This is a genomic window from Pseudomonas sp. 05N36 (assembly GCF_056397385.1).
Genome location: NZ_JBFTNH010000008.1, coordinates 164,539 through 185,438, shown reverse-complemented (window position 1 = coordinate 185,438; position 20,900 = coordinate 164,539). Strand labels below are relative to the sequence as shown.

Below are 20,900 nucleotides of genomic sequence, written 5' to 3'. Positions count from 1 at the left end.
AAGACCATGAGCGATAGAATCCCCGTCCGATTAGTAGAGACATTCGAGCCTTCACGTCCAAAGATGAAGGCCAAATCCAGCGACAACCAGATTCACACCCGCAGCTTCACCGGTTTGTTCCGCACCTTGCGCCTGAGTGGCGCGGGGTTTCTGTTCCTGGCGTTTTTCGGCACGGTGTGGCTGAACTGGGGCGGCCGGCAGGCGGTGCTCTGGGACTTGTCGGAAAGCAAATTCCACATCTTCGGTGCGACCTTCTGGCCGCAGGATTTCATCCTGCTCTCGGCGCTGCTGATCATCTGCGCCTTCGGCCTGTTCGCAATCACCGTGTTCGCCGGGCGAGTGTGGTGTGGCTACACCTGCCCGCAGAGTTCCTTCACCTGGCTGTTCATGTGGTGCGAAAAGGTCACCGAGGGCGAGCGCAATCAGCGGATCAAGCTGCAAGCCGCCCCCTGGGGCCCGAACAAACTGCTGCGTCGCTCGGCCAAACACACGATGTGGCTGGCCATCAGTGTGCTGACGGGGCTGACGTTCGTCGGCTACTTCACGCCGATTCGTCCACTGGCCCATGAACTGCTGACCCTGCAAATGGGCGGCGTCAGTCTGTTCTGGGTGCTGTTCTTCACCGGCGCGACCTACATCAACGCCGGTTGGCTGCGTGAAGCGGTGTGCATGCACATGTGTCCGTATGCACGGTTCCAGAGCGTGATGTTCGACAAAGACACGCTGACCATTTCCTACGACGCCGCCCGTGGCGAAAGCCGTGGCCCGCGCAAACGCGAGGTGAAGCCTGCCGACGTGGGTCTGGGCGATTGCATCGACTGTCACCTGTGCGTGCAGGTCTGCCCGACCGGCATCGACATTCGCGACGGTTTGCAGATGGAGTGCATTGGCTGCGCGGCGTGCATCGATGCCTGCGATTCGATCATGGACAAAATGGGCTATGCCCGTGGCCTGATCAGCTACACCTCCGAGCATGAGTTGCAAGGTGGCAAGACGCACTTGCTCAGGCCTCGCTTGATCGGCTACACGGCGGTGCTGGTGGTGATGATCGGTGCACTGACGCTGGCGCTGATGGAGCGGTCGATGGTGTCGCTGGACGTCAGCAAGGACCGTGGCCTGTTTCGCGAAAACAGCCAGGGCCAGATTGAAAACATCTACAGCCTCAAAGTCATCAATAAAACCCAGCAGCGGCAGGACTATCGTTTGTCCCTGGTGGACGGCGACGGCTTCCAGTTGCAGGGCAAGACCGAGTTGAGCCTGGCGCCGGGAGAAATTGTCGATGTGCCTGTTTCAGTGGCCATGACCACCGACAAGCCAAGCAGCAGCTCGCAGACGATCAGCTTCAAGATCACTGACAGCGATGAACCACAGATCAACAGCGTGGCCAAGAGCCGGTTTGTTGCGCCGATGAACCGTTGATCCCTTACACTGCGGTGCCGCCATTCGCGAGCAGGCTCGCTCCCACAAGAACTACGCGCTACCTGTGGGAGCGAGCCTGCTCGCGAAGAAGCCACCTGGATTTTTCTGAATGACATCAATCGGGCTTTCGATGAAACGCTACGAAAAATTCGCTGACGACATTGCTGAACTGATCCGCTCCGGGGTGCTCGGCCCTGGCCAGCGCGTACCTTCGGTGCGTTACGCCAGCCAGACTTACGGGGTCAGCCCGTCCACGGTGTTCCAGGCTTATTACCTGCTGGAGCGTCGCGGGCTGATCCGCGCCCGGCCGCGCTCCGGCTACTTCGTCAACACCCACGCACCGAGCCCGTTCTCGGAGCCGGTGATCAGCAGCCAGGTCAACGAATCCACCGAAGTCGACGTCAGTGAGCTGGTGTTCTCGGTCCTCGATTCAATCAAGGACCCGACCACCGTGCCCTTCGGCTCGGCCTTCCCGAGCCCGACGCTGTTTCCACTGCAACGCCTGTCACGCTCGCTGGCCAGTGCTGCCAGGGAAATGGACCCACGCATGGTGGTCACCGACATGTCGCCGGGCAATCCGCAATTGCGTCGGCAAATCGCCCTGCGCTACATGGTCGGCGGCCTGATGCTGCCCATGGAAGAACTGCTGATCACCAACGGCGCACTGGAAGCGCTGAACCTGTGCCTGCAAGCGGTCACCGAACCCGGCGACCTGGTGGCCATTGAAGCGCCGGCGTTCTATGCCAGCCTGCAAGTGCTGGAACGCTTGAAACTCAAAGCGGTGGAAATCCCCGTGCACCCGCGCGATGGCATCGACCTCGGCGTGCTGGCGCAAACCCTTGAACGCCACCCGATCAAAGCCTGTTGGTGCATGACCAGTTTCCAGAACCCCATGGGCGCCACCATGCCCGAGGCCAAGAAACAGGAACTGGTCGAGTTGTTGCGCAGCCATCAAGTGCCGCTGATCGAGGACGATGTCTACGCCGAACTCTATTACGGCCAGCAAGCGCCGAAACCGGCCAAAGCCTTCGACACCGAAGGGCTGGTGATGCACTGCGGTTCCTTCGCCAAGAGCCTCGCGCCCGGTTACCGCATCGGTTGGGTCGCCGCCGGGCGCTACGCGCAGAAAATCGAACGCCTGAAGCTGATGACCTCGCTCTGCGCGTCAATGCCGGCCCAGGCGGCGATCGCCGATTACCTGCAACACGGCGGCTACGACCGCCACCTGCGCAAACTGCGCTACGCCCTCGAAGAACAGCAAAGCGCCATGCTCGCGGCCATCGCCCGCTACTTCCCGGCCCAGACCCGCGTCAGCCAACCGGCCGGCGGCTACTTCCTGTGGCTGGAATTGCCATCGCAGATGGATTCGTTGAAGTTGTTCCAGATGGCATTGGCCCAAGGCATCAGCATTGCGCCGGGGCCGATCTTTTCACCGACCCAGCGGTTCAGGAATTGTATTCGCTTGAACTACGGCAGCCCGTGGACCGAGGATGCCGAGAAGGCCATGGAAACGTTGGGACGGATTGTGCGGTCGTTTTGAGACTCGAGTCGCCCCGACCGTGGCTATCGCGAGCAGGCTCGCTCCCACAGGTGAAACGCATTCCCCTGTGGGAGCGAGCCTGCTCGCGATAAAGGTGGCACCGACATAGCAAAACCCGAGGTTTAACGCCCGCCACCCAAGTCAACAAAGGTCCCGGTCGCATAAGAAGCTTTATCCGACAGCAACCAGATAATCGCCTCGGCCACTTCATCCGGGCGGCCGCCGCGGGCCATGGGTATGCCCGATTCAAGCTTGCTGACCCGATCCGGATCGCCGCTCAGGGCATGGAAGTCGGTGTAGATGTAGCCGGGACGCACGGCATTGACGCGGATGCCTTCGCCGGCGACTTCCTTGGACAGGCCGACGGTGAACGTATCCAGCGCGCCCTTGGAAGCTGCGTAGTCGACGTATTCGCCCGGCGAGCCGAGGCGCGAGGCGACCGAGGAGACGTTGACGATGCTGCCGCCCTGCCCGCCATGTTTGGGTGACATGCGCAGCAGTGCATGCTTGGCACAGAGAATCGGTGCCAGGACGTTGGTTTTCAGGATTTTCAGAATGCGGAATTCGGACATTTCATCGACCCGCGACTTTTGCCCGACGGTGCCGGCGTTGTTCACCAGCGCAGTGACTCGGCCCAGCTCAGTGTCGACGCGGTGGAACAGGCTGATCACTTCATCTTCGATGCTGACATCAGCGCGCACCGCAATCGCCTGGGCGCCGAGCGCGCGGACTTGCTCGAGGACCTGTTGCGCGGCCAGCTCGTCGGCCTGGTAGTTGATGCAGATTCGATAGCCCTGCTCAGCGGCCAGGAGCGCCGTAGCGGCACCGATACCACGACCGCCACCGGTGATGACGATGACTTTGTCCATGCTGATTCCCCCATTCAAACCCGAAGCCTTGCGCCGCAAGAATAACCGCCAACGCCGGCTTTTGCATGGCCTCAATCCCCTGGGCCTGCACAAAACCTGTAGCAGCTGCCGAGCCTGCGAGGCTGCGTTCGGCTGCGAAGCAGTCGTGAAGTCAGTCACCACGGTGCTTCAGGAAAATCCTGCACTCCGGGTTTACGACTGCTGCGCAGCCGAACGCAGCCTCGCAGGCTCGGCAGCTGCTACAGGCCGTGTTCAGCCCGTTACCAGTTGCTCGGCCCGGTGGATATCGACCATGAACCTGTCGGCCGGTAACGGGTGCCCCAGCAGGTAGCCTTGCAAGGAATCACAGCCGAGCTGAGTCAGGAAGTCCTGTTGCACATCGGTTTCCACGCCTTCGGCGACGATGCGCAAACCCAGCGCCTGCCCAAGGGCGACGATGGCCGAGACGATCGCCGCGTCATCGCTGTCGCGCTCAAGATCACGGACAAAACCGCGGTCGATCTTCAGCTCATTGGCCGGCAGGCGCTTGAGGTACATCAAGCTCGAATAACCGGTACCGAAGTCGTCGATGGACAGGTCGACGCCCATTTCCGACAGTTGCTGGAGCACCGTCATGCTCGCGTCGGCATCACTCATGGCGGTGGTTTCGGTAATTTCCAGGGTCAGGCTGTTGGCGGGCAAACGGTGAGTGGCCAGGGCTTTGGCTACGCTCTGAACCAGCCCGGTATGACAGAACTGCAACGCCGAGAGATTCACCGCAATACGCCACTGGGTATACCCCTGGCTGTGCCAGAGGCTCATTTGTCGGCAGGCTTCGTTGAGCACCCAGTCGCCGATCGGGATGATCAACCCGGTTTTCTCCGCCAGTTCGATGAACTTGTCCGGCAGCAGCATGCCCTGGGTCGGGTGCTCCCAACGCAGCAGGGCTTCGGCACCGACTGGCAGGCCATTGCTGGCGTCAAACTTGGGTTGGTAGTGCAGGCTGAATTGCTGGTGCTCGAGCGCATTACGCAAATCCTGGAGTATTTGCAGTTGCTTGCGGGCGTTGGTATTCATTGAAGCGTCGAAGAAGCTGTAGCCGTTCTTGCCCGCGCCCTTGGCGTGATACATCGCCGCGTCGGCGTTCATCAACAGTTCCTGCGGGGTCTGTCCATTGCCGGGGTACACAGCAATGCCAACGCTGGCAGAGATCTGCAAGTCGTGCTCAGCGACCCGGAACGCCCGCCCGATCAAACCCACTTGGCGCGCCGCCAGGCGCAAGGCATCGTCAGGCTCGGCGAGTTGCACCAGCAACACGAATTCGTCACCGCCAATTCGCGCCAGCGTGTCCTGGCTGCGCAGGTCTTCGCGCAAACGTACGCCGACTTCGCGCAGCAACTGGTCGCCTATATGGTGACCAAAGGCATCGTTGACCGGTTTGAAACCGTCAAGATCGATGAACATCAACGCGAAACAGCCGCCCTGCTCCTGCACCACATGCATGGCTTGATCGATGCGGTCGGCCAGCAGCACGCGGTTCGGCAACCCGGTCAGGGGATCGTGTAACGCCAGTTGGGTAAGTTCGCGGTTGGCCAGGGTCAGGGAGTTGGCCAACTCGGCGGTGCGGGCTTCCAGGCGTGCATCGAGGATCGACGTCAGCAGCGCGATGCTCAACACTGCCAGAGTGGTGATCAGCACCAGGTTGTCCAGGCCATTGCCACTCAAACCGTTGCCTGCCGCGCCGCAATAGCTGCCCTCGGCAAATTGCGCTGCCGCCATCCCTGTGTAGTGCATGCCGACAATCGCGATGCCCATGATCACTGCGGCGCCGCCACGAACGAGGCGCACATACGGGGTGTTCTGGCGCAAACGAAAGGCAATCCACAGTGCCGCGGCCGAAGCGCCGACTGCGATCGCCAGCGAGGCACCAAACAATGTCGGATCGTAATCGATACCCGGCTGCATGCGCATGGCGGCCATGCCGGTGTAATGCATGCCGCTGATGCCCGCGCCCATGATCAATGCGCCAATCGCCAGATGCCAGTGCGGCAAACGCGGCTGGCTGACCAGCCACAGCGCGAACCCGCAGGACAGAATGGCGATTGCCAGCGATAACGCGGTGATGCCGATATCGTAGCCGAGGACGAGCGGCAACCTGAACGCCAGCATGCCAATGAAGTGCATCGACCAGACGCCGATGCCCATCGCCATCGCGCCACCCGCCGTCCAAAAGTGAACTGCGTGGCCTTTGGCGGTTGCAATGCGACCGGTCAAGTCCAGAGCGGTATAGGAGGCAAGAATCGCCACACAAAGGGAGATCAGAACCAGAGCGGGGGAATAGCTACCGATGAGCATCAAAACTTCTCGTGGCCGCCCCGTCGGACTGCATTCATGCTCGTGGGGGCAAAGTGCGCGATTGTACTGATTCCATCAACGAACGCACTCACAAAGTGACTAATAGGTCATTAGCGCGGCGCAAATCTGTAACTCGTTGAACACGCGCTGATGGATGAAATGATTCAGCTGATTTGCGACGGCTGCGCTCCAGCCTACTCTTTCTTGCTGACCTGGGTCTGGCCATCCCAGCCACCGCCCAATGCAGCGATCAAATTCACACTGGCAATCAGCCGGCTTTGCTGCAAGCTCAGCACACTGCGCTCGTTGCTCAGCGCCGTAGCCTGGACCACCACTACATCAAGGTAGGCAATCAACCCGGCCTTGTACTGGTTCAGGGTCAGGCGCAACGATTCGCGGGCCGCGTCCAGCGCTTGCTGACGCACCGCTGCTTCGTCTTCCATGACCTTGAGCTGCACCAGGTAGTTTTCGACTTCGCGGAACCCGTCGAGCACGGTTTGCCGATACTTGGCCACGGTCTGGTCGTAGGCCGCCTCGCTGCGGTCGACTTCCGCCGAGCGCTGGCCGCCATCGAACAGGGTCATGGCGAGTTTCGGCCCTACCGACCAGAAACGGTTCGGCAAGCTGATCAGGTTAGAGTACGTGCTACTGCTGTAGCCGCCACTCATGCTCAGGGTCAGGTCCGGGTAGTAGGCAGCCTTGGCCACGCCGATGTTGGCGTTGGCGGCGATGACCGACCGCTCGGCGGAGGCAATATCCGGGCGCCGCTCCAGCAGTTGCGAGGGCAGGCTCAGCGGTACCTGCGGCAACGCTGGAATGTTCTGGGTTTCTGCCAGGTTGAAGTCAGCCGGCGGCAAGCCGATCAGCACCGCAATCGCGTTCTCGAACTGCGCACGCTGCCAGATCAGGTCGACCATGTCGGCCTGAGTGCTTTTCAGCTGGGTTTGCGCCTGGGCCACCGCGTCCTTGCCGGACACTCCCGCGCGGTACTGGTTTTCGGTCATTTGCAGCGAGCGCTGATAATTCTCGACCGTGGCTTGCAGCAGGCGCTTTTGCTGGTCGATCACTCGCAATTGCAGGTAGTTCTGCACCAGCTCCGATTGCTGGCTCAGGCGCATCGCGGCCAGATCGGCAAAGCTCGCATCGGCACTGGCCTTATTGGCTTCGAGGCCGCGACGCAATTTGCCCCAGACGTCCGCTTCCCAACTCACCCCAAGCTGGGTGTTATAGGTGTCGCGGATACCACTGTTGGTACTGCTCAGGCTTGAACTGCTGCTACCGGTGCCTTGACTGGAACGGGTTTTCCCGGCGCTCAGGTCAACCGTCGGAAAAAACGCCCCTCGGGCACTGCGTACCAAGGCCTGAGCCTGACGGTACTGGGCTTCGGACTGGGCAACGCTCTGGTTGGCACTGTTGAGTTTTTCGACCAGCCCGTTGAGCTGCTGATCACCGTACAGTTCCCACCAGGTGCCACGCGCCAATGAGTCACTCGGTGTCGCCTGACGCCAGCCGTCTGCCTGCTTGTACTGTGCCGGCTCGGCCACTGTCGGGCGCTGATAATCCGGGCCGATGGCGCAGGCACTGAGCATCAGGACGCTGAGCGAAAGACTCAGCAAACGCGAACCACGGGCCGATACCAGGCGCCGGGCCATCGGTGCGTCGAGGTTGAGTGGGCAACGGTCAGTCATAGCGGAGTTTCCAGAGAAGCATCGGTACGAACCCCACGCCAGCGGTTGACCCGATGGCGCAAACGGTCGAGATAGAGGTAAACCACCGGGGTGGTAAAAAGCGTCAGCACCTGGCTGAAAATCAACCCGCCGATAATGGTCAGGCCTAGTGGCTGGCGCATTTCCGCGCCTTCGGCGGTGCTGAGCAACAAGGGCAAGGCGCCCAGTATCGCCGCCAGGGTGGTCATCAGAATCGGCCGCAGACGCAACAGACACGCACTGCGAATCGACTCCAGCGGTTCCATGCCCTGATGGCGCTCAAGCTGCAACGCGAGGTCGATCATCAGAATGGCGTTTTTCTTCACCACGCCGATCAGCAAAAACAGCCCGAGCAGCGAAATCAGGCTGAACTCGCCACCCAGCACATAGATCGACAGCAACGCACCGACACCTGCCGAAGGCAACGTCGAGAGGATGGTCAGCGGGTGCACGTAGCTTTCGTACAGCACGCCCAGCACCAGATACACCGCCACCAGCGCACCGAGAATCATCCACGGCTGACTCTTCTGGGTCGCCGCGAAAGCGTCGGCGGTGCCGGCCATCTTGGCGATCACTTCTTCCGGCAGCCCCAGCTTGGCAATCGCCCGCTCGATAGCGGCCGAGCCTTGCTCAACGGTGACGCCTTCGGCCATATCAAAAGAGATGCTTTCGGACGCGAACTGCCCTTCATGGCTGACCCGGTCGTTTTCCAGGCTGTTTTCATAGTGGGCAATCGCCGACAGCGGAATCCGCGCGCCTGCCGCGGTGATCACCTGGACCTGATTGAGGGTGATCGGGTCCTGGGCGTACTTCGGATTGACCTCCATCACCACCTGATACTGGTTGAGGCTGTCGTAAATGGTCGAGATCTGGCGCTGGCTATAAGCGTTGTTCAGCACGGCGGTGACCATCGACATGTCGACCCCCAGGCGTTTGGCCTGGTCACGATCGACCACCAGTGTCACCTGCGCGGCACCTCGCCCTTCGCGGGCGTCGATGGCCGTCAGTTCAGGCAATGCCTTGAGTGCGGTGACGACCTTTGGATACCACTCGCGCAACGCCGATAAATCGCCGCTTTGCAGGATGTAGGTGTATTGCGAGGTGGTCTGCTCGCGGCCACCGCCAAACTGCAAGTCCTGGTCGGCCATCAGCATCAACTGGGCACCGGCGACCTTGGGCATTTCCTTGCGCAGGCGTTCGATGACCTTCTGCGCAGAAATATTGCGTTCCTTGATCGGCTTCAGGCGTACCAGCATGAAAGCGTTATTGGTGCCGTTGGTCCCGCCGATAAAACCGGCGACACTTTCCACCGCAGCGTCTTTCAACACTGCACGGCGGAAGGTTTCCATTTTCGGCTGCATGACGTTGAACGACAGGCCATTGTCGCCGCGGACAAAACCGATCAGTTGACCGGTGTCCTGCTGCGGCAGGAAGGTCTTGGGCACCACCACATACAAGGCGATATTGACGCCAATGGTGACAAACAGGCTGAGCAGCGTCAGCCGCTTGTGACGCAGCACCCAATCCAGGCCGCTGGCATAGTGCTTGACCATCCAGTCGTTGGCGCGCCGGCTGGCACGCTGCAAACGGTTTTCTTCGCCTGGAGTGTGGGGTTTCAGCCAGCGGGCGCAGAGCATCGGCGTCAGGGTCAGCGAGACCACCAGCGACACCACGATTGACGCCGCCAGGGTGATCGAGAACTCACGAAACAGGCTCTCGATAATCCCGCCCATGAACAGAATCGACAGGAACACCGCCACCAGCGAAACGTTCATCGAGAGCAAGGTAAAACCGACTTCCTTGGCACCCAGGTACGCCGCCTTCATCGGCGCGATCCCTTCGTCGATGTGCCGCGAAATGTTTTCGAGCACCACGATGGCATCGTCCACCACCAGCCCCGTGGCCAGAATCAGCGCCATCAGCGACAGGTTGTTCAGCGAAAAGCCATAGAGGTACATCACCGCGAAGGTGCCGACCAGCGACACCGGCACCGCCAGCGTCGGGATCAATGACGCACGGAAGTTACCGAGGAACAGGTAGACCACCAGAATCACCAGCGCCACGGCAATCAGCAGGGTCATTTCCGCTTCGTGCAGGGTTGCCTTGATCACCGGTGAACGGTCCATCGCCAGGTTCAGCTTGACGCTGGCCGGCAACACCGCCTGTAACGCCGGCAACTGCGCCTTGATATCGTTGACCGTTTTAATGATGTTAGCGCCGGCCTGGCGGTTGATCACCAACAGCACCGCCGCGTCGTCGTTGAAGAAACCGCTGTTGTAGCGGTCTTCGACGCTGTCGCGGACCTTGGCCACATCGCCCAGGCGCAACGCCGAGCCATTCTGGTAGCGAATGATCAGCGGTTCATAATCCTTGGCCTTCTCCAACTGGTCGTTGGCCTGGACCTGCCACATCCGCTGGTCGTCTTCGATCGAACCCTTGGGCCGGCGCACGTTGGCGTTGGCAATGGTGTTGCGTACATCATCCAGCGCCACGCCGTACTGGTTCAGCAGTTGCGGTTCGAGTTCGATACGCACCGCCGGCAACGAACTGCCGCCAATCTGCACCTCGCCGACACCGGGCACTTGAGACAGGCTTTGCGAAAGAATGGTCGAGGCCAGGTCATAAAGCTGACCTTTTTCCAGTACATCCGAGGTCAGCGACAGCACCATGATCGGCGCCTGGGACGGGTTGACCTTCTTGTAGGTCGGCATGCTGCGCATACCGCTGGGCAGCAGGTTGCGCGAGGCGTTGATCGCCGCTTGCACTTCTCGCGCCGCGCCATTGATATCGCGGTCCATGTCAAATTGCAGGATCACCCGGGTCGAACCCTGGCTGGATCGGCTGCTCATGGTGTTGACCCCGGCGATGGCGCCGAAGGATCGTTCCAGCGGCGTCGCCACGGTGGAGGCCATGACCTCGGGGCTCGCGCCCGGCAGGCTCGCCGACACCACGATCACCGGGAAATCCATTTGCGGCAGCGGCGACACCGGCAGCAAGCCGAAACTCACACCGCCCAGCAACATGATCGCCAGGCTCAGCAGCATCGTCGCTACCGGCCGGCGAATGAAAGGTCCGGACAGGTTCATGGCTGCTCTACCGGCTCCAGGCGCTCAGGCGCACGTCGCCAGCGCCGACCGAGGCGGTCGAAGTACAGATAGATCACCGGCGTGGTAAACAGCGTCAGCACCTGGCTCACCAGCAGGCCACCGACCATCACCAGACCCAATGGCTGGCGCAGTTCAGCACCTGAACCGGTGGCGAGCATCAACGGCACCGCGCCAAACAACGCGGCCAGGGTGGTCATCAGGATAGGCCGGAAACGCAGCAGCGCCGCCTGATAAATCGCGGTCGCCGGGTCCATGCCCTGATTACGCTCGGCGTCGAGGGCGAAGTCGATCATCATGATCGCGTTCTTCTTGACGATGCCGATCAGCAAGATGATGCCGATGATCGCGATCATGCCCAGGTCATTGCCGCTGAGGATCAATGCCAGCAAGGCACCGACCGCAGCCGATGGCAGCGTCGAGAGAATGGTGATCGGGTGAATGTAGCTCTCGTACAGCACGCCGAGCACGATGTACATGGTCACCACCGCCGCCAGAATCAGCAGCAAGGTGCTCGACAGCGAAGCCTCGAACGCCTGGGCCGCCCCCTGGAACTGAGTCTGCACGCCAAGCGGCATGCCGATGTCCTGCTGCACCTTGTTGATCAGTTCGACGGCCTGCCCCAACGCCACGCCGGGCGCGAGGTTGAAAGACATCATTACTGCCGGGAACTGGCCAATATGCGCAATCGCCAATTGCGCCTGGCGCTCTTCGACGTGGGCCAGGCTGGATAGCCGCACCTGGCCGCCATTGGTGGTCTTGACGTGAATCTGCTCCAGCGCCTGCGGGCCGATCTTCTCGCCGTCCTGCGCCTGCATCACCACACGGTACTGGCTGGCCTGGGTGTAAATGGTCGAGATCTGGCGCTGGCCAAAAGCGTCGTACAGCGCGTCGGTGATGTTCGACACCGAAACGCCGATTCGCGAGGCCGCGTCACGGTCGATCACCAGATAGACCTGCAAGCCCTTGTCCTGCAAGTCACTGGCAACGTCGGTCAGCTCTGGCTGTTTGCGCAGCGCCTCGACCAGTCGCCCGCTCCACAGGCTGAGCATCTCGGCATCCGGCGACGACATGCTGAATTGGTACTGTGTGCGGCTGACCCGGTCTTCGATGGTCAGATCCTGCACCGGCTGCATGAACAGACGAATGCCTACCAGTTTGTCCAGCTGCGGCTGCAACCGGCTGATCACCTGGGCTGCGCTCAGATCACGTTCTTTATGCGGCTTGAGATTGATCAGCAAGCGCCCGCTGTTCAGGGTTGCATTGTCGCCGTCGACACCGATATAGGACGACAGGCTTTGCACCGCCGGGTCGGCCAGGATGACCTTGGCCAGCTCCTGCTGACGCTGGCTCATGCCAGCAAAGGAAATCGACTGCGGCGCCTCGGAAATACCCTGGATCACCCCGGTGTCCTGCACCGGGAAAAAACCCTTGGGCACCACGACGTACAGGAACACTGTCAGGCCCAGGGTAGCGATGGCTACCAGCAAGGTCAGCGGCTGATGCTTGAGCACCCACTGCAACTTGCGCCCGTAGGCGGCGATCAGCCAGTCGATCCACGCACCGCTGGCCCGGTAGAAACGGCCCTGCTCTTCTGGCTTGGGTTCACGCTTGAGCAACCGCGCGCACATCATTGGCGTCAGGGTCAGGGAAACCACCAGGGAAATCAGGATCGCCACCGCCAGGGTAATCGCAAACTCGCGGAACAGCCGCCCCACTACATCGGCCATGAACAACAGCGGAATCAATACCGCGATCAGCGACAACGTCAGCGAGATCAGGGTGAAACCGATCTGCTTGGCGCCCTTGAGCGCCGCCTGCAACGGGCTGTCGCCCTCCTCGATGAAGCGCGAAATGTTTTCCAGCATGACGATCGCGTCGTCCACCACGAAACCGGTGGCAATGGTCAACGCCATCAAGGTCAGGTTGTTGACCGAAAAACCGGCCAGGTACATCACGCCGAAGGTGCCGATCAACGACAACGGCACCGCAATCGACGGAATGATCGTGGCGCTGGCCCGGCGCAAGAACAGGAACGTCACCATCACCACCAGGGCGATAGCGATCAGCAACTCGTGCTGCACGTCGGTGACGGATGCGCGGATGGTCTGGGTGCGATCGGTCAGCACCGTAACGTCGAGGCCGGCCGGCAGGTTGTCGGTGATGCTCGGCAACAGGGCCTTGATCCGGTCGACCACCTCGATCACGTTGGCACCCGGCTGACGCTGGATGTTCAACAGCACGGCCTGGTTTTCATTGGCCCACGCAGCAAGGCGTTCGTTTTCGGCGCCATCGACTATCTGCGCGACGTCCTTGAGTCGCAACGGCGCGCCGTTCTTGTAGGCCAGAATCAGTTCGGCGTAGTCCTTGGGCGAGGTCAACTGATCGTTGGCATCGAGCATCGAGACCCGGGTCGGGCCGTCGAAGTTGCCTTTGGGCTGGTTGACGTTGGACGCAGCGATCAAGGTGCGCACGTCCGACAGGTTCAAGCCGTTGGCCGCCAAGGCTTCAGGATTGACCTTGATCCGCACGGCCTGACGCTGGCCACCGGCGATGCTGACCATGCCGACGCCACTGATCTGGGCGATTTTCTGTGCCATGCGCGTGTCGACCAAATCATTGAGTTTGGGCAGCAGCATGGTTTTGGAGGTGATTGCCAGGGTCAGCACCGGGGTGTCCGCCGGGTTGACCTTGTTGTACACCGGCGGTGCCGGCAAGTCCTTGGGCAACAGATTGGTCGCCCCGTTGATCGCCGCCTGCACCTGCTGCTCGGCGACGTCCATGTTGATGTCGAGGCTGAAGCGCAGGGTCAGTACCGAGGCGCCGCCGGAACTGGTCGAGGCCATTTGGGTCAGGCCGGGCATTTGCCCGAACTGGCGTTCGAGTGGCGCAGTCACCGCACTGGTCATGACATCCGGACTGGCGCCCGGGTACAGGGTCATCACCCGAATGGTCGGGTAGTCGACCTGGGGCAGTGCCGAGACCGGCAGCAACTTGTAGGCAATCATGCCGGCCAAAACAATGGCCAGCATGCTCAGGGTGGTGGCTACCGGGCGAAGGATAAACAGCCGCGAGATGTTCATGCGCGGCCCTTGTGCGCCTTGCCGGTGGCTTTCGGATCAGTCGTGGCGCTGGTCGATGGGTCCTGGTTATCCGTCGGGGTCGCGGGGGCGACATTACTGCTGTCATTGACCACCTCGACTTCACTGCCCTCCTTGAGGCGGTCAGTGCCTTCGAGAACCACGCGATCACCCGGTTTCAAGCCTTCCTGGATCACCGTGTTGTCACCATCGCTGGCGCCGATCTTCAACGGGCGAATGGTGACTTTCTTGTCACCGTCCAGAGCGTAGACAAAGGTGCCGTTGGTACCGAACTGAATGGCTGCCGAAGGTGCCAGCACCACGCCCTTGAGGGTGTCGGCCAGCAGTCGGACGTTGACGAACTGATTCGGGAACAGCGCCAGATCGCGATTCTCGTAGCGCGCCTTGAACTTCAGTGTGCCGGTGGTGGTGTCGATCTGGTTGTCGAGGCTTTGCAAGACACCGCTGGCCTGCAATTTGGTATCGCCACGATCCCAGGCTTCAGCCGGCAGTTTGGCACCGGAGTGGTAGCGGGTCAGCACGGTATCGAGCGTGTTTTCCGGCAAGGTAAAGACCACGCTGATCGGCTGGGTCTGGGTAATGACCGCCAGGGACGTGGTGTCATTGGCGGACACCAGGTTGCCGACGTCCAGCTGCCGCAGACCGATGCGCCCGGTAATCGGCGCACGGATCTTGGTGAATTCCAGATTGAGTTTGGCGTCGTTGACCGCCGCCTGATTGGTCTTGACCGTGCCCTGGTACTGCCCCACCAGCGCAGCGGCGGTGTCTAGGGTCTGTTTGGCGATACTGTCTTGCGCATACAAACCGCGATAGCGTTCCAGATCCACCTGCGCGTTTTTCAGCTGTGCCTGGTTCTGCAACAGCGTGCCTTCGGCCTGGAGCAAGGCGTTCTGGTAAGGGCGCGGGTCGATCTCGGCGAGCAGGTCGCCAGCCTTGACCATCTGCCCTTCTTCAAACGCAATCTTCACCAGTTCGCCGCCCACACGGCTGCGCACATTGATGGTGTTCAGTGCAGTGACCGTGCCCAGCGCTTTGTAGTACAGCGGGAAATCACCCACCACTGCAGGCGCGACCCGAACCGGGACCGGTCCTGTGGCGCCGCCAAAACCCGGACGCATTCCGCCAGACTTGCCGACATGCCCGGCCGCGGCTTTTGCTGTCGGAGCGGTTTTCTGCGCCGCACCGCCTGGCCAGAATTTCCAGCACAGGCCGGCAATGACCAACAGGACCAGCAGGCCAAATAGCCAGCGACGTGAATGACGGGAAGCAGAGGATTGCATGGAATGATCAACCATTGGGCACGTGTGGGCATCTTTGTACGGAAGGCTGAAAGATAAGCACTGAGGGCGTTTAAGCAAAGCGCCTTTACCGGCAATTTACTTTCAGCCTGCTTTTGCGAATTTTTGCTAAAGCACTGAAGCACAAATGAAAACGGCCTGGACAGAGCCAGGCCGTTAACAATTGTAAGATGCGGTTACTTCAAAACGGCCAACGCCGCTTCGTAGTTTGGCTCTTCAGCGATTTCTTTGACCAGTTCGCTGTGCAGCACAGTGTCGTTTTCGTCGAGTACGACCACGGCGCGGGCGGTCAGGCCTTTGAGCGGGCCGTCGGCAATGGCAACGCCGTAGTTTTCGATGAATTCGCGGCCGCGCAGGGTCGACAGGTTCTGAACGTTTTCCAGACCTTCAGCGCCGCAGAAACGTGCCTGGGCGAACGGCAGGTCAGCCGAGATGCACAGGACAACGGTGTTGGCCACGTCGTTGGCCTGGGCGTTGAACTTGCGTACCGACGTGGCGCAGGTCGGAGTGTCGATGCTTGGGAAGATGTTCAGCACTTTGCGTTTGCCGGCGAAGCTTGCCAGGGTCACGTCGGACAGATTGCCGGCAACCAGGGAAAAGGCTGGCGCCTTGGAACCGGCTTGTGGCAGTTGGCCGTTGACTTGAACCGGATTGCCTTTGAGGGTGACTTGAGCCATGAACGGAGTCCTTCTGAACGTTGTTTGGAAAATATCGAAGAGGTCGAAGTTAACCACGAAATTGTCCGACGACCTATGGCCGAACACAAATTGTCATGCGTCGGTACTCAAACTGGATACAACGTTAACAACCAACACAACACCCTGTGGGAGCGGGCTTGCTCGCGAAGAACGATGACGCGGAAAACCTGATCCACCGCGACGCTCCCTTCGCGAGCAAGCCCGCTCCCACATGGACTGGATATACGCTGCACTATCCCAATAATCGAAGCATATTGCGGTGCCGCGCCTCGAAAATCCGCCGCATGTAGGCATTGACCATCAACCACTCGAAAAGTGCACCGCCAATGGCCGCATAGGTGACGCGATCGGTGTACAGCGTCCCGCCCTCCACCGCCGCGACCCGGTGCTCATGACGAAATGCCGCCATCGGCCCCTTGAGCATTTCGTCGATGAAATGGCTGTCGCTGACCTCGCGAATCGTCACGGTCCAGGTCGCCGGAATACAGCCGAACATCCAATGACGAAAACTGAACTCCCGACCGGCAGCAATGCGCAAGTCGTTCACGTCGATGTTGCCTAATGGCGTCACCCGTTCCGGGAAGATTTTCGGGAAGTTGCTGCCTTCAAGGCAAAAATCGAGAACCTGTGCGGGTGTTTGCCCTCTGATCAGGGTGGAGAGTTCCAGAACAGGCATTGTCAGTGTCCTTCCTTTGAGCACGAATACTGGCAGATTAGCATTCCCCCTTTAACGCATTACAACGCTTTTTACATGCAAGCCTGTGAATAGGCTTATTATTTTGGCGCACGAAATTCAGGTGACTTTATGTACAAAGTGACCAGGTAACGACCCGCAATGACGTGCACCTTTGTTCAGTAACGGAAACTTGTTTCGACAAAAACCGCAAACTCGACGACATTACGCCCGTGAAATAACACCTGAATCGCGCTTATCCATAGGACTGTGCAATGACCATCGAAAAACCGACCCGCCTGTTGCTCGCCGGCCTCTCTTTGCTACTGAGCGCCAGCGCCTGGGCAGATTTCAGCGCCAGCCCCGAAGAAGCCCGGGGGATCGCCAAAGACGCGTATCTCTACGGCTTCCCGGTGGTGGAGATGTACAAGACCCTGTACACCCAGGCGGTGGACAAGAACGGTCCGAACTTCAAGGCACCGCTCAACCACATCGGCAATACGGCCAGGGCATTCACCCCCAAGGACACCGCGGTCGTCACCCCAAACCCGGACACTTCCAGCTCATTCCTCTGGATGGACCTGCGCGCGGAGCCTGTGGTTGTCACCCTGCCGCAAATCGCCGAAGAGCGTTACTACTCGGTACAACTGGTCGACCTCTATACCCAGAACTTTGCTTACCTGGGCACCCGCAGCACGGGGAACAAGGGCGGGACCTTCATGATTGCCGGTCCCAATTGGCAAGGTCAGCAACCGCTGAAGATCGATCGCCTGGTACGTAGCGAAACCAATATTGCCTATGCGCTGTACCGTACCCAGCTGTTTGACGAAAAGGACCTGGAGAAGGTCAAGAAAATCCAGCACGGCTACAAGGTTCAGACGCTGAGCCAATACCTGGGGCAACCGGCACCGGCCGCGGCACCAAAAATTGACTGGCCAAAGCCAACTCCGACCATGAGCGACAGCCCGGAGCTGTTCCGCTACCTGAACTTCATGCTCGGCTTCGCCCCGGCGCAAGACGTTGAAAAAGACCAACTGGCACGCTTCGCGAAAATCGGCATTGTTGCCGGCCAGCCGTACGACCTCAAAACCCTCACCGCCGAACAGCGCAAAGCCCTCGACGACGGGATTGCCGATGCCAAGGCCGAGTACGCAGCGTTCAAGAAAGACAAGATCGATACCCATCAGGTCAGCAACGGTGACTTGTTCGGTACCCGCGACCACTTGAACAACAATTATCTGTACCGCTATGCCGGCGCCAACCAGGGGATCTTTGGCAACTCGGCCGATGAAGCGGCCAAATTCAGCTATTCCGTCGACAGCCTGGGCAAACCGGCCAACGGCGCGCGACACAGCTACACCGTGCACTTTGACAAGGATCAACTGCCACCGGCCGACGCGTTCTGGTCGCTGACCATGTACGACGGCAAGACCAAACTGCTGGTACCCAACCACAAGAAACGTTACCTGCTCAACTCGCGCATGCTGTCCACCTTCAAGCGCGACCCGGACGGCGGCCTGACGCTTTACCTGCAGCACTCCGAGCCGCTCAAGGATCAGCGCAGCAACTGGCTGCCGGCGCCGCACGGCCCGTTCTACGCGGTATTGCGCCTGTACCTGCCGCAGCCTCAAGTCGGTAACGGCCAATGGAAACTGCCGCCGCTGACGCCGATCAACCCGTAAACCCGGGGACCTGCCGTAGAAGTGATACACAAACCGTGTGCACCCACGTAACCGTGGGTGCACACGTCACTCGAAGCCGTCGAACGCGAGGCTCAGCGCCGGCGAAACAACGGCCGTGGCTCGATCGCCGAGCGACCGTAATGCACGCTCATCCCCACCAGCCCCTTGAGGGCATCTTCTGCGCATTTGTCTTCACGCACCGCGAACGCATCGAAACCGCATTGGCGCATATGGCTGAGCTGGTCGCGCAGCACATCGCCAATCGCCCGCAACTCCCCCGCCCAGCCCAAACGCGTGCGCAACAGGTAAGCCTGGCTGTAAGCCCGGCCATCGCGAAAACTCGGAAACTCCAGCGCGATCATGGGGATCAGCTTGAGCCACGGTTTGAGACTTTCGACCTCGTCATCCGGCCCCAGCCACACCGCGTCTCGTGACGGATGATGTTCAATACGGCGCGTCAGCCACAAGGCCAGCGGCAAGATCAGCGGCCCCGTTGGCGGTTCGCTTTCCAGGTCCCTGACCAGCGTCCACGGATCGTCGTCGACCTTAAGCGCAACACCTTCCTCCAACCGCAGCAGATTATTCATGCGACGACCTCCAGGCTCTTGGGATACACGCGCTCCTTGAACGGCTCCAGACCGATGCGCTGCAAGGTGTCGACAAACAGTTCTTCACTCTCGCGATAACGGACAAAGGTCGCGATGATCCGCTCGATCACCTGCGGCACTTCGGCGGCGCTGAACGACGGGCCGATGACCTTGCCCAACGCGCTGTTCTTGCCCTGTGATCCACCGAGGGTGATCTGGTACCACTCGCTGCCATTCTTATCGACGCCAAGGATACCGATATTGCCGATGTGGTGATGACCACAGGCGTTCATGCAGCCAGAGATATTCAGGCTGATATCGCCCAGGTCGTGAAGGTAATCCAGGTCATCGAAGCGTGCCTGGATCGCTTGGGCGATGGGGATCGACTTGGCATTGGCCAGCGCGCAAAAATCGCCGCCGGGGCAGGCAATGATGTCGGTCAGCAAACCGATGTTGGCGCAACCCAGTCCGTGCTCGCAGGCCAGGCACCACAACGTGTACAGGTCAGCCTTGGGCACGTCCGGCAGGACTATGTTCTGTTCATGGGCAATGCGGATTTCTCCGAAACCGAACTGCTCGGACCAGTCGGCCACCGCATCCATCTGCGCGCCTGTGACATCACCTGGAGGAGAGGCCATGCCGGGTTTGGTCGACAGCACCACGCTGGCGTAGCCCGGTACTTTGTGCGGCTGCACGTTACGCGCAACCCAACGTGCGAACGCCGGGTTCTCGGTCAGGCGAGTACCAAAGTCCAGGTCGGTGTCGGCCAGAGGCTCATAGGCAGGCGGCACGAACGCGCTGGCGACACGCTGGTATTCGCCGTCGGTCAACTGCGCCGGGCCGTCCTTGAGGTGTTGCCACTCCTGTTCGACTTCCTGGGCGAAGGCCTCGATGCCCAGCGCCTTGACCAGAATCTTGATCCGCGCCTTGTACTTGTTGTCACGCCGACCGTGGCGGTTGTAGACCCGCAACACCGCCTCGACGTAGGACAGCAAATGCTGCCACGGCAAGCCTTCACGGATCTGCAAGCCGAGGATCGGCGTGCGCCCCAGACCGCCGCCAACGATCACCCGCAGCAACATCTGCCCCGCCGCGTCGCGGTAAAGGTAGAGGCCGATGTCATGCATCATGATCGCCGCACGGTCCTGTTCCGCCGAGCAGATGGCGATCTTGAATTTGCGTGGCAAAAACAGGAATTCGGGGTTGATGGTCGACCACTGCCGGAGGATTTCCGCCAGGGGGCGCGGATCGATCAGCTCATCGGCCGCCACCCCGGCAAACGCTTCGGTGGTGATGTTGCGCACGCAGTTGCCGGAGGTCTGGATCGCATGCATTTCGACCTGGGCCAGGCGTTCGAGGATGTCCGGCACCTGGGCCAGTTCGATCCAGTTGAATTGCATGTTTTGTCGGGTGGTGAAGTGCCCGTAACCCCGATCGTAATCCCGGGCGATGCTCGCCAGCGTACGCATCTGCCGGGCGCTCAGGGTGCCGTAGGGAATGGCCACCCGCAGCATGTAGGCGTGCTTTTGCATGTACAGGCCGTTTTGCAGGCGCAACGGCAAGAACTCTTCCTCACTCAAGGCTCCAGCCATGAACCGCTCGACCTGATCGCGAAACTGCGCAACCCGTTCAAAGACCAGGGCCCGGTCATAGTCATCGTATTGATACATGGTCCTACCTCATCAGTGCTGACCCCAAACCCACAGAACACGTAGCAGCTGCCGAGCCCGCGAGGCTGCGTTCGAGGACGAAGTCCTCGCAAATCCTGTGCACGCGGTTTTCCTGGAAAAAAGCGTTGCCCGACTTTGCGACTGCTTCGCCCGAGCGCGGACCGAGCCGAACGCAGCCTCGCGGGCTCGGCAGCTGCTACGTGTTCTGTGGGTTTGGGG

Annotated in this window: 13 protein-coding genes; 3 read left to right on the top strand and 10 right to left on the bottom strand. The window is 60.4% G+C overall.

The features are described 5' to 3' along the window. Positions 1-6 precede the first annotated feature (6 nt). Entirely contained in the window at positions 7-1,419 is a 1,413-nt protein-coding gene (gene ccoG / locus AC1DIH_RS13430; protein WP_477772028.1) for a cytochrome c oxidase accessory protein CcoG, read from the top strand. Between the two features lie 130 nt (positions 1,420-1,549). Further along, entirely contained in the window at positions 1,550-2,959 is a 1,410-nt protein-coding gene (gene mapR, locus AC1DIH_RS13425) for a GntR family transcriptional regulator MpaR (RefSeq protein WP_216742235.1), read from the top strand. A gap of 122 nt (positions 2,960-3,081) precedes the next feature. Here the strand turns inward: mapR and AC1DIH_RS13420 are convergent, their stop codons facing one another. The 8 genes from AC1DIH_RS13420 to AC1DIH_RS13385 form a co-directional block, all read right to left on the bottom strand. Continuing rightward, a complete protein-coding gene (locus AC1DIH_RS13420) occupies positions 3,082-3,828 on the bottom strand; it encodes an SDR family oxidoreductase (RefSeq protein ID WP_477772027.1) in 747 nt (248 codons plus the stop codon). Between the two features lie 252 nt (positions 3,829-4,080). Then, positions 4,081-6,162 carry a putative bifunctional diguanylate cyclase/phosphodiesterase gene (locus AC1DIH_RS13415; protein WP_477772026.1) on the bottom strand — a complete coding sequence of 694 codons (2,082 nt, stop codon included), beginning with the start codon at positions 6,160-6,162 and terminating at the stop codon, positions 4,081-4,083. A gap of 194 nt (positions 6,163-6,356) precedes the next feature. Further along, entirely contained in the window at positions 6,357-7,850 is a 1,494-nt protein-coding gene (locus AC1DIH_RS13410; RefSeq protein ID WP_477772025.1) for an efflux transporter outer membrane subunit, read from the bottom strand. Then, on the bottom strand, positions 7,847-10,954 hold the full coding sequence (locus tag AC1DIH_RS13405; protein WP_477772024.1) for an efflux RND transporter permease subunit: 3,108 nt from the start codon (positions 10,952-10,954) through the stop codon (positions 7,847-7,849). The genes AC1DIH_RS13410 and AC1DIH_RS13405 overlap by 4 nt, the downstream gene beginning before the upstream one ends. Further along, complete coding sequence (locus tag AC1DIH_RS13400; RefSeq protein ID WP_477772023.1) at positions 10,951-14,055, bottom strand: MdtB/MuxB family multidrug efflux RND transporter permease subunit; 3,105 nt, start codon at positions 14,053-14,055, stop codon at positions 10,951-10,953. The genes AC1DIH_RS13405 and AC1DIH_RS13400 overlap by 4 nt, the downstream gene beginning before the upstream one ends. Further along, complete coding sequence (locus tag AC1DIH_RS13395) at positions 14,052-15,368, bottom strand: MdtA/MuxA family multidrug efflux RND transporter periplasmic adaptor subunit (RefSeq protein ID WP_477772022.1); 1,317 nt, start codon at positions 15,366-15,368, stop codon at positions 14,052-14,054. The genes AC1DIH_RS13400 and AC1DIH_RS13395 overlap by 4 nt, the downstream gene beginning before the upstream one ends. A 179-nt stretch (positions 15,369-15,547) precedes the next feature. Next, positions 15,548-16,048 (bottom strand): thiol peroxidase, encoded by a 501-nt coding sequence (tpx, locus tag AC1DIH_RS13390; RefSeq protein ID WP_019690760.1) that lies wholly within the window; start codon positions 16,046-16,048, stop codon positions 15,548-15,550. A gap of 253 nt (positions 16,049-16,301) precedes the next feature. Further along, positions 16,302-16,745, bottom strand: a complete 444-nt coding sequence (locus AC1DIH_RS13385; RefSeq protein ID WP_477772021.1) for an SRPBCC family protein — start codon at positions 16,743-16,745, stop codon at positions 16,302-16,304. 272 nt (positions 16,746-17,017) lie between these two features. Between AC1DIH_RS13385 and AC1DIH_RS13380 the strand changes: the two genes are divergently transcribed. Then, positions 17,018-18,424, top strand: a complete 1,407-nt coding sequence (locus tag AC1DIH_RS13380; RefSeq protein ID WP_477772020.1) for a DUF1254 domain-containing protein — start codon at positions 17,018-17,020, stop codon at positions 18,422-18,424. Positions 18,425-18,516: 92 nt separating this feature from the next. On the opposite strand, the gene AC1DIH_RS13375 is transcribed toward AC1DIH_RS13380, so the two are convergent. Together AC1DIH_RS13375 and AC1DIH_RS13370 are read right to left on the bottom strand one after the other, a co-directional pair. Next, positions 18,517-19,011 (bottom strand): DUF934 domain-containing protein, encoded by a 495-nt coding sequence (locus AC1DIH_RS13375; protein WP_477772019.1) that lies wholly within the window; start codon positions 19,009-19,011, stop codon positions 18,517-18,519. Then, entirely contained in the window at positions 19,008-20,681 is a 1,674-nt protein-coding gene (locus AC1DIH_RS13370) for a nitrite/sulfite reductase (RefSeq protein WP_477772018.1), read from the bottom strand. The genes AC1DIH_RS13375 and AC1DIH_RS13370 overlap by 4 nt, the downstream gene beginning before the upstream one ends. Positions 20,682-20,900 lie beyond the last annotated feature (219 nt).

What these genes read in the sequence shown, in the direction of transcription:
- ccoG (WP_477772028.1), top strand. Translation starts at nt 7, where the DNA reads ATGAGCGATAGAATCCCCGTCCGATTAGTAGAGACATTCGAGCCTTCA.
- mapR (WP_216742235.1), top strand. Translation starts at nt 1,550, where the DNA reads ATGAAACGCTACGAAAAATTCGCTGACGACATTGCTGAACTGATCCGC.
- AC1DIH_RS13420 (WP_477772027.1), bottom strand. Translation starts at nt 3,828, where the DNA reads ATGGACAAAGTCATCGTCATCACCGGTGGCGGTCGTGGTATCGGTGCC.
- AC1DIH_RS13415 (WP_477772026.1), bottom strand. Translation starts at nt 6,162, where the DNA reads ATGCTCATCGGTAGCTATTCCCCCGCTCTGGTTCTGATCTCCCTTTGT.
- AC1DIH_RS13410 (WP_477772025.1), bottom strand. Translation starts at nt 7,850, where the DNA reads ATGACTGACCGTTGCCCACTCAACCTCGACGCACCGATGGCCCGGCGC.
- AC1DIH_RS13405 (WP_477772024.1), bottom strand. Translation starts at nt 10,954, where the DNA reads ATGAACCTGTCCGGACCTTTCATTCGCCGGCCGGTAGCGACGATGCTG.
- AC1DIH_RS13400 (WP_477772023.1), bottom strand. Translation starts at nt 14,055, where the DNA reads ATGAACATCTCGCGGCTGTTTATCCTTCGCCCGGTAGCCACCACCCTG.
- AC1DIH_RS13395 (WP_477772022.1), bottom strand. Translation starts at nt 15,368, where the DNA reads ATGGTTGATCATTCCATGCAATCCTCTGCTTCCCGTCATTCACGTCGC.
- tpx (WP_019690760.1), bottom strand. Translation starts at nt 16,048, where the DNA reads ATGGCTCAAGTCACCCTCAAAGGCAATCCGGTTCAAGTCAACGGCCAA.
- AC1DIH_RS13385 (WP_477772021.1), bottom strand. Translation starts at nt 16,745, where the DNA reads ATGCCTGTTCTGGAACTCTCCACCCTGATCAGAGGGCAAACACCCGCA.
- AC1DIH_RS13380 (WP_477772020.1), top strand. Translation starts at nt 17,018, where the DNA reads ATGACCATCGAAAAACCGACCCGCCTGTTGCTCGCCGGCCTCTCTTTG.
- AC1DIH_RS13375 (WP_477772019.1), bottom strand. Translation starts at nt 19,011, where the DNA reads ATGAATAATCTGCTGCGGTTGGAGGAAGGTGTTGCGCTTAAGGTCGAC.
- AC1DIH_RS13370 (WP_477772018.1), bottom strand. Translation starts at nt 20,681, where the DNA reads ATGTATCAATACGATGACTATGACCGGGCCCTGGTCTTTGAACGGGTT.